Source organism: Streptomyces sp. NBC_00433 (assembly GCA_036015235.1).
Classification (GTDB): domain Bacteria; phylum Actinomycetota; class Actinomycetes; order Streptomycetales; family Streptomycetaceae; genus Actinacidiphila.
In genome coordinates this window covers 7,215,337-7,226,715 of record CP107926.1, presented here as the reverse complement: position 1 = coordinate 7,226,715, position 11,379 = coordinate 7,215,337, and the positions used below count along the sequence as shown (strand labels likewise).

Sequence of the window (11,379 nt, the reverse complement as noted above, 5' to 3'; positions counted from 1 at the left end):
GGCGCGAGCAACCCACCACCGGGGCGCGGGCCGTCACCGGCCCGAAGGGGCTGTTCGGTGCGATCCGGACCACCGGCCGGTGGGTGGCTGAGCGCGCAGTTCCCCGCGCCCCTTGGCCTACCGCCCTTCGCGGACGGCTCAGCGGCCGCGCAGGGCGCGGTAGGTCGAGACGAGCGCGCGGGTCGAGGGGTCGAGCCCGGGGACCTCGACGCCCTCCGTGAGGGCGGGCTCGACCCGCTTGGCGAGCACCTTGCCGAGCTCGACACCCCACTGGTCGAACGAGTCGATGTTCCAGATCGCCCCCTGCACGAACACCTTGTGCTCGTAGAGGGCGATGAGCTGCCCCAGCACGGACGGCGTCAGCTCGGTGGCCAGGATCGTCGTCGTCGGGTGGTTGCCGCGGAAGGTCTTGTGCGGCACCAGCTCCTCGGGCACACCCTCCGCCCTGACCTCCTCGGGGGTCTTGCCGAAGGCCAGTGCCTGCGTCTGGGCGAAGAAGTTGGCCATCAGCAGGTCGTGCTGGCCCGCCAGCGGGCCGAGTTCGGCGAGCGGCCGGGCGAAGCCGATGAAGTCCGCCGGGATGACCTTCGTGCCCTGGTGCAGCAACTGGTAATACGCGTGCTGCCCGTTGGTGCCGGGCGTGCCCCACACGACAGGGCCGGTCTGCCAGCTGACCGGGTTGCCGTCCCGGTCGACGGACTTGCCGTTGGACTCCATGTCCAGCTGCTGGAGATACGCCGTGAACTTGCTCAGGTAGTGGCTGTAGGGCAGCACCGCGTGCGACTGGGCGTCGTGGAAGCCGCCGTACCAGACGCCGAGCAGGCCCAGCAGCAGCGGAGCGTTCCGCTCCGGCGGGGCGGTCCTGAAGTGCTCGTCGACCAGGTGGAAGCCGGCCAGCATGTCCCGGAAGGCGTCCGGGCCGATCGCCAGCATCAGCGACAGGCCGATGGCCGAGTCGTACGAGTAGCGGCCGCCGACCCAGTCCCAGAACTCGAACATGTTGGTCGGGTCGATGCCGAAGTCGGCGACCTTCTCCGCGTTGGTCGACAGCGCCACGAAGTGCTTCGCCACCGCGTCGTCGCCCGCGCCGAGCCGCCCCAGCAGCCACTGCCGGGCGGACGTGGCATTGGTGATGGTCTCGATGGTGGTGAAGGTCTTGGAGGCGATGACGAACAGCGTCTCGGCCGCGTCCAGGTCGCGTACCGCCTCGTGCAGGTCGGCGCCGTCGACGTTGGACACGAACCGGACGGTCATGTCGCGGTCGGTGAAGGCGCGCAGCGCCTCGTAGGCCATCGCGGGGCCCAGGTCGGAGCCGCCGATGCCGATGTTGACGACGTTCTTGATCCGCTTGCCGGTGTGGCCGGTCCACTCGCCGGAGCGGATGCGGTCGGCGAAGACGCACATCTTGGTGAGGACCGCGTGCACGGCCGGCACCACGTTGTATCCGTCGAGCTCGATCGTCGCGGACTGCGGGGCGCGCAGCGCGGTGTGCAGCACCGCCCGGTCCTCGGTGGTGTTGATCCGATCGCCGCGGAACATCGCGTCCCGCAGCTCGAACACCCCGGTCGCCGCGGCCAGTTCGCGCAGCAGCCGGAGCGTCTCGTCGGTCACCAGCTGCTTGGAGTAGTCCAGGTGGAGATCCCCCACCCGGAGGGTGTAGCGGTCGGCCCTGCCGGGGTCGGCGTCGAACAGCTCCCGCAGGTGGGCGCCCGCCGACTCCTCACGGTGCTTGCCGAGCGCATGCCATTCGGGGCGCTGGTCAAGACGGTTCTGGCCCTGCGCGTTGGTTACCGACATCAGTCCACTTCTCCTCGTCCTCGCTGCGGGATCAACGCTAGTTGATGACGCGGCGGAACGAGGCTGCGGCACCCGGGAGGAGCGGACCCGGTGGTGGGCTGCCGCGCCGAGCGGTCAGATCTCTCCGCGCAGCTTCGCCAGCGCCTCGGCGAGGATCGCCTCGCCGTCGGCGGCGGAGCGCCGCTCGCGCACGTAGGCGAGGTGGGTCTTGTACGGCTCGGTCCGCGGCGGCGCCGGCGGGTTCTCCTCGTCCTGGCCGGCCGGGAAGCCGCAGCGCGGGCAGTCCCAGGTCTCCGGGATCTGCGCGTCGCTGGCGAAGCTCGGCTGGGTCTCATGCCCGTTGGAGCACCAGAAGGAGATGCGGAGGCGCGGCGCGGACTCGCCGCGCTCGGCCTCTCCCATCGGCCCCGCTCCGACCCGACTGCCACGGATCGCGTTGCCACTTGCCACGGTCGTAACTCCCTGCGTGATGGTGCTGCCAGATCGCCCAGTTTACGGGGACCTTACGTGCCGTCCAGTGGCAGGCGCACGACCCGCCCCCCGATGACGTCCTCCCATAGTAAGCCGCAGTGGCGACGAGGCGTCAGTTCACCCTGGATGCGCGGGAGTCGGACGCGGAGCCGGGGGCCGCCTCAGTTCTGGTACTTCATCACCAGGCCGAGTACGACAATGCACACGAACCACAGCAGACCGACCACGACGGTGATCCGGTCGAGGTTGCGCTCGGCCACCGAGGAGCCGCCGACGGAGGACTGCATGCCACCGCCGAACATGTCCGACAGGCCGCCGCCCTTCCCCTTGTGCATCAGCACCAGCAGCAGGAGCAGCAGGCTGAAGATGATGAGGGCGATGGAGAACCCGATGACCACGGCTGGACCAACTCTCTCGACGACATGACATCGAATACATGACAACGGCGGGGCCGAACGGTGCGGCTGCACGGCTCGGCCCCGCCAGGGTACTTCACACCGCTGCGGACATCACTGGTCGCGGAAGCGGACGATCTTCACGAACTCGTCCGCGTCCAGTGCCGCGCCGCCGACCAGCGCCCCGTCGACGTCCGGCTGGGCCATGATCGCGGCCACGTTCGAGGCCTTGACCGAGCCGCCGTACTGGATACGGACGGCGTCGGCGGTCTCCTGGTCGTACAGCTCGGCCAGCCTGCCCCTGATCGCGCCGCAGACCTCCTGGGCGTCCTCCGGGGTGGCCACCTCGCCGGTGCCGATCGCCCAGACCGGCTCGTAGGCGATCACGACGGTGGCGGCCTGCGCCACGGGGATGTCCTTGAGCGCCCCGTCCAGCTGCGCCAGGGTGTGCGGGACCTGCCGCCCGGCCTTGCGGACGTCCAGGCCCTCGCCGACGCACACGATGGGGGTCAGGCCGTTGCGGAAGGCGGCCTTGACCTTGGCGTTGACGATCTCCTCGTCCTCACCGTGGTACTGCCGTCGCTCGGAGTGACCGATGGCCACGTAGCTGCACTTGAGCTTGGCCAGCATCGGCCCGGAAATCTCGCCGGTGTAGGCGCCGGAGTCGTGCGCCGAGATGTCCTGGGCGCCGTACTTGATCTTCAGCCGGTCGCCGTCGACCAGCGTCTGCACCGACCGCAGGTCGGTGAAGGGCACCAGGATGGCGACCTCGACGGCCGCGAAGTCCTTGTCGGTGAGGCCGAAGGCGAGCTTCTGGGTGTGCGCGATGGCCTCGAGGTGGTTGAGGTTCATCTTCCAGTTGCCCGCCATCAGCGGGGTACGGCTCTGCTCTGTCATCGGATTCGTCACTTCTCCAGTGCGGCCAGACCCGGCAGGGTCTTGCCCTCTAGGTATTCCAGGCTCGCGCCGCCGCCGGTGGAAATATGGCCGAAAGCATCCTCGTCGAAGCCCAGAATGCGGACAGCCGCCGCCGAGTCGCCGCCGCCGACGACCGTGAAGGCCGGGGAGTCGATCAGCGCCTGGGCGACCGCGCGGGTGCCCTCGGCGTAGTCGGGGTGCTCGAAGACGCCCATCGGGCCGTTCCAGAAGACGGTGGCGGTGTCGGCCAGCTTGGCGGCGAAGAGCTTGCGGGACTCCGGGCCGATGTCCAGGCCGATCACGTCGGCAGGAATGGCGTCCACCGCCGCGGTGACCGGCGAGGACGGCGCCTTGGTCTTCAGGTCGGGGAATTCGGTGGCGCCGACCACGTCGACCGGCAGCACGAATTCCACGCCCTTGGCCGCGGCCCGCTCCAGGTACTCGCGCACCACGGGGAGCTGGTCCTCCTGCAGCAGGCTCTTGCCCACCTCGTGGCCCTGGGCCTTGAGGAAGGTGAAGACCATGCCGCCGCCGACCAGGATCCGGTCGGCCTTCTCCAGCAGGTGGTCGATCACGCCGAGCTTGTCGGACACCTTGGAGCCGCCGAGCACCACCGCGTACGGCCGTGTGACGTCCTCGGTGAGCTTCCTGAGCACCCCGACCTCGGTGGCGATCAGCAGGCCCGCCGCGTGCGGCAGGCGGGCCGGCAGGTCGTAGACCGAGGCGTGCTTGCGGTGCACCGCGCCGAAGCCGTCGCCGACGTAGGTGTCGGCCAGTGCCGCCAGCTCGTCCGCGAAGGTGCCGCGCTCGGCGTCGTCCTTGGCGGTCTCGCCTGCGTTGAAGCGCAGGTTCTCCAGCAGGGCCACCTGGCCGTCCGCCAGGCCCTCCACGGTGGCGCGGGCGCTGTCGCCGACGGTGTCGGCGGCGAAGGCCGTGCTGATGCCGTCCCGGCTCAGCAGCTCGCCCAGCCGCGCGGCGACCGGCGCGAGCGAGAACTGCGGGTCGGGCTCGCCCTTGGGACGGCCCAGGTGCGAGGCGACGATCACCCGCGCACCGGCCGCGGCGAGCTTGGTGATGGTCGGTACGGCGGCCCGGATCCGGCCGTCGTCGGTGATGGTCTGCCCGGCGAGCGGCACGTTCAGGTCGGCGCGGACGAACACCCGCTTGCCCGTCACCTGCCCCTGGGCGATGAGGTCGTCGATCGTCTTCATCTTCTGCGGTTTCTCCGGTCTGCGGTCTGGCTACGAGTGGGCTGGCACGGGGACAGGGTCCGGCCGGGCGCTCCGTCGCGCCCGGTCCGGACCCTGTCTCTCACATCGCTGTGCGGTGTCGGCTGCTTGGCCGGCCTGCCGGTCGCCCGGTCAGAGCTGGTTGCCGACGAAGACCGTGAGGTCCACCAGGCGGTTGGAGTAGCCCCACTCGTTGTCGTACCAGCCGATGACCTTGACCGTCTTGCCCTGCGCCATGGTCAGCGAGGAGTCGAAGGTGCAGGAGGCCGGCCAGTTCACGATGTCGGAGGACACGATCGGGTCCTCGGTGTACTCCAGGATGCCCTTGAGCTGGCCCTGCGCGGCCTTCAGGAACGCGGCGTTGACCTCGTCCTTGGTGACCTCGCGCTCCAGGTCGATGACCAGGTCGGTGACCGAGCCGGTGGGGACGGGCACGCGCATCGCGATGCCGTCCAGCTTGCCCTTGAGCTGCGGGATGACCAGGGCGGTCGCCTTGGCGGCACCCGTGGTGGTCGGGATGATGTTCTCCGCGGCGGCGCGGGCACGGCGCAGGTCCTTGTGCGGGAAGTCCAGGATGCGCTGGTCGTTGGTGTACGCGTGGACCGTCGTCATCAGGCCCTTGACGATGCCGAAGTTCTCCAGCAGCACCTTCGCCATCGGCGCCACACAGTTCGTGGTGCACGAGGCGTTCGAGATGATGTTGTGGTTCGCCGGGTCGTACGCGTCCTGGTTGACGCCCATGACGATGGTGATGTCCTCGTCGGTGGCGGGCGCCGAGATGATGACCTTCTTGGCACCGCCCGCGATGTGCTTGCCCGCGTCGGCGGCCTTGGTGAAGATGCCGGTCGACTCGACGACGATGTCGACGCCCAGCTCGCCCCAGTTGATCGCCGCGGGGTCGCGCTCGGCCAGCACCTTGATCGTCTTGCCGTCGACGGTGATGGAGTCCGCGGTGTGGGTGACCTCGGCCTTGAGGCGCCCAAGAATGGTGTCGTACTTCAGCAGGTGCGCCGTGGTCGCGGTGTCACCCAGGTCGTTGACAGCCACGATCTCGATGTCCGCGCCCTGCTCCAGGGCGGCGCGGAAGAAGTTACGCCCGATGCGGCCGAAGCCGTTGATGCCTACCCGGATCGTCACGAACCGATCTCCTCGCTCAGTGGCCGGAATCCATTCCGGCTGCGAAATATGGGATGTCCCCGACCACCCCCGACCCTACCTCGCCCGTGTCCCCCCGGTGACATCACCCACCTGCCTCCGGCCTGTTTCCGGGCCGCCCGCGCCCGCCCGGAAAGGCATGCCCCGCGCGGGCCACGCGGCGGGAGGCACGCCATGGGGGGCGCGGGGAACGGCGCGAGCAACCACCCACCGCCCGGTGGTCCGTATACGACAGCAACGGCCCCTTCGGGCCGGTGCCGGCGTGCAGCGGGTCGAGTGGGTCGGCTGCCGGGCGCGCGGCTTCCAGCGCCTCTGAGGGAGCGCCGCCTCACGCGGCAGCGCGGCGGCGGGCCCCGGGGCGCACCCCGGGGAGAGCGGCCGAGCTGTCAGCCGACCATCTCGTCGGTGAGGCTGGCCTCGGTGCCGGGCAGCCCCAGGTCGGACGCCCGCTTGTCGGCCATCGCCAGAAGGCGCCTGATCCTTCCCGCGACCGCGTCCTTGGTCAGCGGCGGCTCCGCCAGGGAGCCCAGCTCCTCCAGCGAGGCCTGCTTGTGGTCCATCCGCAGCCGCCCGGCGGCAGCGAGGTGCTCGGGCACCTCGTCGCCGAGGATCTCCAGCGCCCGCTGGACCCGCGCGCCCGCCGCGACGGCGGCCCGCGCCGACCGCCGCAGGTTGGCGTCGTCGAAGTTGGCGAGCCGGTTGGCGGTCGCCCTGACCTCGCGCCGCATGCGGCGCTCCTCCCAGGCCAGCACGGAGTCGTGCGCGCCCAGCCGGGTCAGCAGCGCGCCGATGGCGTCGCCGTCGCGTACGACGACCCGGTCGACATTGCGCACCTCGCGCGCCTTGGCCGGGATCTGCAGCCGGCGGGCGGCGCCGACCAGGGCGAGGGCGGCCTCGGGGCCGGGGCAGGTGACCTCCAGCGAGGACGAGCGGCCCGGCTCGGTCAGCGAGCCGTGCGCGAGGAAGGCCCCGCGCCAGGCGGCCTCCGCGTCGCAGGTGGCGCCGGAGACGACCTGCGGGGGCAGCCCGCGGATGGGGCGCCCGCGGCCGTCCACCAGGCCGGTCTGCCGGGCCAGCTGGTCGCCGCCGGCGACCACCCTGACCACATACCGGCTGCCGCGGCGCAGCCCGCCGGGCGCCATCACGACCAGGTCGGAGGAGTGGCCGAAGATCTCCAGGATGTCCTTGCGGAGCCGCCTCGCCGCGATCCCGGTGTCCAGCTCCGCCTCGATCACGATCCGGCCGCTCACCAGGTGCAGGCCGCCGGCGAAGCGGAGGATCGACGAGACCTCCGCCTTGCGGCAGCAGGTCCGGGTGACGGGGAGCCGGGAAATCTCGTCCTTCACCGCTGCCGTCATCGCCATGGGCCGATCCTTCCACGCATACGAAAAATCCGGTCATACGCGGCGGCCAACAGCTCCGGGTCGTGCCGCGGCCCGTCGGGGGCGGCGACCGGGGCCAGTTCGACCGTGCCGCCCAGCCGCAGCGCGGCCTCGTCGAGGCTGTCACGGTCCGGGACGGCGGCCTCGTCGGCGAGAACCACGTCAATGGTGAGTTTAGGGGCGTGTCGCCCCAAAACCTCCAAGTGACGCTGCGGAGAAAATCCGGCGGTTTCGCCGGGTTGCGGCGCGAGGTTGAGGGTGAGGACGCGCCGCGCCCTGGTGGTCATCAGCGCGTCGGCCAATTCCGGCACCAGCAGGTGCGGTATCACCGAGGAGAACCAGGAGCCGGGGCCGAGCACCACCCAGTCGGCGTCGAGCACCGCCTGGACGGCCTCCGGCACGGCCGGCGGGTCGGCGGGCTCCAGCATCACCTCCTGCACCTCGCCGGGCGTGAGGGCGACGGTGGCCTGGCCCCGCACGGTCGACAGCTCGTCGGGCGCGGCGGGGTCGTGGCCGCGGACGAGGGCGTGCAGGTCCAGCGGGACGGCGGACATCGGCAGCACCCGGCCGTGCGCGCCGAGCAGCCGGCCGACCCACTCCAGGGCGGCGACCTCGTCGTTCAGCTGCTCCCACAGTGCGACGATCAGCAGATTGCCGACCGCGTGGCCGTGCAGGTCGCCGCTGCTGACGAAACGGTGCTGCACCACCTGGGACCAGGTCCTGCCCCACTCGTCGTCCCCGCACAGCGCGGCCAGCGCCTTGCGCAGGTCACCGGGCGGCAGCACCCCCATCTCGCTGCGCAGCCGGCCGCTGGAGCCGCCGTCGTCGGCGACGGTGACCACCGCGGTGAGGTCGCCGGTGATCCGGCGCAGCGCCGCCAGTGAGGCGGCCAGTCCGTGGCCGCCGCCCAGGGCGACCACCTTCGGCGGCACACCGCGGCCGCGGCCCGTGCCCGTACGGCCGGTGCGGCGCTGCCGCCGACCCGTCATGATCACTCGCGCCCCATGTCCCGATGCACCGTCACCGTCTCCACTCCGTCCGCCGCCAGCCGTGCGGCCAGCCTTTCCGACATCGCCACGCTGCGGTGCTTGCCGCCCGTACAGCCGACGGCGATCGTCACATACCGCTTGCCCTCGCGGCGGTAGCCGGCGGCGATGATGTGCAGCAGCTCGGCATACCGGTCGAGGAACTCCTTGGCGCCGGGCTGGTTGAACACATACGTGGCCACCTCGTCGTTGAGCCCGGTGAAGGGGCGCAGCTCGGGAACCCAGTGCGGATTCGGCAGGAAGCGGCAGTCCACCACCAGGTCGGCGTCGACCGGCAGCCCGTACTTGAATCCGAACGACATCACGGTCGCCCGAAGTTCCTGCTCCTCCTCGCCGGCGAACTGCGCGTCGAGCTTGGCGCGCAGCTCGTGCACGTTCAGACTGGAGGTGTCGACCACCAGGTCGGCGTCGCCGCGCAGCTCGCGCAGCAGGTCCCGCTCCGCCCCGATGCCGTCCACGATGCGGCCCTGGCCCTGGAGCGGATGCGGGCGGCGCACGGACTCGAAGCGGCGCACCAGCACGTCGTCGGAGGCCTCAAGGAAGATCACCCGGCGCTTGACGTGCTTGGCCTCCAGGTCCGCGAGGGACTCCCTGAGGTTGTCGAAGAACTGCCGGCCGCGTACGTCCACCACGACGGCGATCCGCGCCACATTGCCCTGGGAGCGGGCGCCGAGGTCCACCATGGTCGGGATGAGGGCGGGCGGCATGTTGTCCACCACGAACCAGCCCAGGTCCTCCAGGCATTTCGCCGCGGTGCTGCGGCCCGCTCCCGACATGCCGGAGATGATCACCAGTTCCGGGATGGCCTCGCCGGCCTCACCCGCTCCTGCGCCGCTCATATGCGTACTGTCCTGTTCGTCCTGCTCGCTCATGTGCTCTTCCCCCGATGTTGTCGGCCGTCCGCCGGCGGTGCGCCGGCGGCCGTACGGTCGTCCTCTTCGATGATCTCTCCGGTCGCGGTGTTCACCGCGGGTGCGGCCGGGGCCGCGGACGCCAGGGCCGCGGCGACCGTCTCCGCCGTGTGGCGGCCGATCCCCGGGACCTGGCAGATCTCCTCGACGGTCGCCGCGCGCAGCCGCTTGAGCGAACCGAAGTGCTTGAGCAGTGCCTGCCTGCGCGTCCCGCCCAGGCCCGGCACGTCGTCCAGGGCGCCGGCCTTCATCGACTTGGAGCGCTTGCTGCGCTGGTAGCCGATGGCGAAGCGGTGCGCCTCGTCGCGGACCCGCTGGAGCAGGTAGAGGCCCTCGCTGCTGCGCGGCAGGATCACCGGGTCGTCGTCGCCCGGCACCCAGACCTCTTCGAGCCGCTTGGCCAGGCCGCAGACGAAGACGTCGGCTATCCCCAGCTCGTCCAGCGCCCGCCGGGCGGCGGCGACCTGCGGCTGCCCGCCGTCGACCACGACCAGCTGCGGCGGATAGGCGAACTTGCGCGGCCGCCCGGTGTCCGGGTCGATGGGCCCGCCGACCGGCTCGTCCGCGGCGACCTCGCCGCTGCGCGGCTGGTCGGGCTCCCACTCGCCGGTCTTCTGCTTCTCCAGCAGATAGCGGCGGAAGCGCCGGGAGATCACCTCGTGCATGGAGCGGACGTCGTCCTGCCCGGCGAAGGACTTGATCTGGAAGCGGCGGTATTCGCTCTTGCGGGCCAGGCCGTCCTCGAAGACCACCATCGAGGCGACCACGTCGTCGCCCTGCAGATGGCTGATGTCGTAGCACTCGATGCGCAGCGGCGCGGTGTCCAGGTCCAGGGCCTGGGCGATCTCCTCCAGCGCCCGCGAGCGGGTGGTCAGGTCGGAGGCCCGCCGGGTCTTGTGCAGCGCCAGCGCCTGCTGCGCATTGCGCTGCACGGTGGCCATCAGGTCCTTCTTGTCGCCGCGCTGCGGCACCCGCAGGCTCACCTGGGAGCCGCGCCGGTCCGACAGCCACTGGGCGACCGGCTCCGCGGGCGAGGGCAGCGCGGGGACCAGCACCTCCTTGGGCACTCCGCCGCTGCCGCCGGACTGCTCCGCGTCGCCGGACTCCTCGCCGTAGAGCTGCTGGAGCGCGTGCTCGACCAGGTCCGCGGTGTCGACCGCCTCGACCTTGTCGGTGACCCAGCCGCGCTGGCCGCGGACCCGGCCGCCGCGGACGTGGAAGATCTGGACGGCGGCCTCCAGCTCGTCCTCGGCGACCGCGATCAGGTCGGCGTCGGTGGCGTCGGCGAGCACCACCGCGTTCTTCTCCATGGCGCGGCGCAGCGCCTCCAGGTCGTCGCGCAGCCGGGCCGCCTGCTCGTACTCCATGGCGGACGCGGCGTCCTTCATGCGCTGTTCGAGCCTGCGCAGATACGTGCCCGTGTGGCCGGCCATGAAGTCGCAGAACTCCTCGGCCAGTTCGCGGTGGTCGGGCTCGCTGATCCGGCCGACGCAGGGCGCGGAGCACTTGCCGATGTAGCCGAGCAGGCAGGGCCGGCCGATCTGGGCGGAGCGCTTGAAGACCCCGGCGGAGCAGGTGCGGACCGGGAAGACCCGCAGCAGCAGGTCGACGGTCTCGCGGATCGCCCAGGCGTGGGCGTAGGGGCCGAAGTAGCGCACGCCCTTGCGCTTGGGGCCGCGCATCACCTGGACGCGGGGGAATTCCTCGTTCATGGTGACGGCGAGGGACGGATAGCTCTTGTCGTCGCGGTATTTGACGTTGAACCGCGGGTCGAACTCCTTGATCCAGGAATACTCGAGCTGCAGCGCCTCGACCTCGGTGGAGACCACCGTCCACTCCACGGCGGCGGCGGTCGTCACCATGGTGGCGGTGCGCTGGTGCAGGTTGGTGATGTCCTGGAAGTACGACGACAGGCGCTGGCGCAGGCTCTTCGCCTTGCCGACGTAGATCACCCTGCCGTGCTCGTCCCGGAATTTGTAGACCCCGGGAGAGTCGGGGATCTGGCCCGGCTTCGGTCGGTAGCTGCTGGGGTCTGCCATGCTTCCCACCCTACTGGCGGGATACGACAAACCGGG

The 11,379-nt window shown here is 70.9% G+C and carries 10 protein-coding genes; all 10 read right to left on the bottom strand.

Features of this window, described 5'->3' with window-relative positions; genetic code table 11:
• Positions 1 to 138: 138 nt before the first annotated feature.
• The 10 genes from pgi to uvrC all read right to left on the bottom strand — a co-directional run bounded on the left by pgi (position 139) and on the right by uvrC (position 11,343).
• Positions 139 to 1,797, bottom strand: coding sequence for a glucose-6-phosphate isomerase (pgi, locus tag OG900_30835; protein ID WUH94090.1), 1,659 nt, complete (start codon positions 1,795 to 1,797; stop codon positions 139 to 141).
• Between the two features lie 114 nt (positions 1,798 to 1,911).
• Positions 1,912 to 2,247, bottom strand: coding sequence for an RNA polymerase-binding protein RbpA (locus tag OG900_30830; protein WUH94089.1), 336 nt, complete (start codon positions 2,245 to 2,247; stop codon positions 1,912 to 1,914).
• Positions 2,248 to 2,429: 182 nt separating this feature from the next.
• Positions 2,430 to 2,666 carry a preprotein translocase subunit SecG gene (gene secG / locus OG900_30825; GenBank protein WUH94088.1) on the bottom strand — a complete coding sequence of 79 codons (237 nt, stop codon included), beginning with the start codon at positions 2,664 to 2,666 and terminating at the stop codon, positions 2,430 to 2,432.
• A 111-nt stretch (positions 2,667 to 2,777) separates the two neighbouring features.
• Positions 2,778 to 3,560: a triose-phosphate isomerase gene (tpiA, locus tag OG900_30820; protein WUH94087.1), complete on the bottom strand. Its 783-nt coding sequence runs from the start codon at positions 3,558 to 3,560 to the stop codon at positions 2,778 to 2,780.
• An 8-nt stretch (positions 3,561 to 3,568) separates the two neighbouring features.
• Positions 3,569 to 4,792 (bottom strand): phosphoglycerate kinase, encoded by a 1,224-nt coding sequence (locus OG900_30815; GenBank protein WUH94086.1) that lies wholly within the window; start codon positions 4,790 to 4,792, stop codon positions 3,569 to 3,571.
• Positions 4,793 to 4,942: 150 nt separating this feature from the next.
• Entirely contained in the window at positions 4,943 to 5,947 is a 1,005-nt protein-coding gene (gap, locus tag OG900_30810; GenBank protein ID WUH94085.1) for a type I glyceraldehyde-3-phosphate dehydrogenase, read from the bottom strand.
• 404 nt (positions 5,948 to 6,351) lie between these two features.
• Complete coding sequence (whiA, locus tag OG900_30805; GenBank protein WUH94084.1) at positions 6,352 to 7,329, bottom strand: DNA-binding protein WhiA; 978 nt, start codon at positions 7,327 to 7,329, stop codon at positions 6,352 to 6,354.
• On the bottom strand, positions 7,320 to 8,336 hold the full coding sequence (yvcK, locus tag OG900_30800) for a uridine diphosphate-N-acetylglucosamine-binding protein YvcK (protein WUH94083.1): 1,017 nt from the start codon (positions 8,334 to 8,336) through the stop codon (positions 7,320 to 7,322). The genes whiA and yvcK overlap by 10 nt, the downstream gene beginning before the upstream one ends.
• Positions 8,337 to 8,338: 2 nt before the next feature.
• Positions 8,339 to 9,232, bottom strand: a complete 894-nt coding sequence (rapZ, locus tag OG900_30795) for an RNase adapter RapZ (GenBank protein WUH95994.1) — start codon at positions 9,230 to 9,232, stop codon at positions 8,339 to 8,341.
• 29 nt (positions 9,233 to 9,261) lie between these two features.
• Complete coding sequence (uvrC, locus tag OG900_30790; GenBank protein ID WUH94082.1) at positions 9,262 to 11,343, bottom strand: excinuclease ABC subunit UvrC; 2,082 nt, start codon at positions 11,341 to 11,343, stop codon at positions 9,262 to 9,264.
• Positions 11,344 to 11,379 lie beyond the last annotated feature (36 nt).

What these genes read in the sequence shown, in the direction of transcription:
- tpiA (WUH94087.1), bottom strand. Translation starts at nt 3,560, where the DNA reads ATGACAGAGCAGAGCCGTACCCCGCTGATGGCGGGCAACTGGAAGATG.
- rapZ (WUH95994.1), bottom strand. Translation starts at nt 9,232, where the DNA reads ATGAGCGGCGCAGGAGCGGGTGAGGCCGGCGAGGCCATCCCGGAACTG.
- uvrC (WUH94082.1), bottom strand. Translation starts at nt 11,343, where the DNA reads ATGGCAGACCCCAGCAGCTACCGACCGAAGCCGGGCCAGATCCCCGAC.
- OG900_30815 (WUH94086.1), bottom strand. Translation starts at nt 4,792, where the DNA reads ATGAAGACGATCGACGACCTCATCGCCCAGGGGCAGGTGACGGGCAAG.
- yvcK (WUH94083.1), bottom strand. Translation starts at nt 8,336, where the DNA reads ATGACGGGTCGGCGGCAGCGCCGCACCGGCCGTACGGGCACGGGCCGC.
- whiA (WUH94084.1), bottom strand. Translation starts at nt 7,329, where the DNA reads ATGGCGATGACGGCAGCGGTGAAGGACGAGATTTCCCGGCTCCCCGTC.
- pgi (WUH94090.1), bottom strand. Translation starts at nt 1,797, where the DNA reads ATGTCGGTAACCAACGCGCAGGGCCAGAACCGTCTTGACCAGCGCCCC.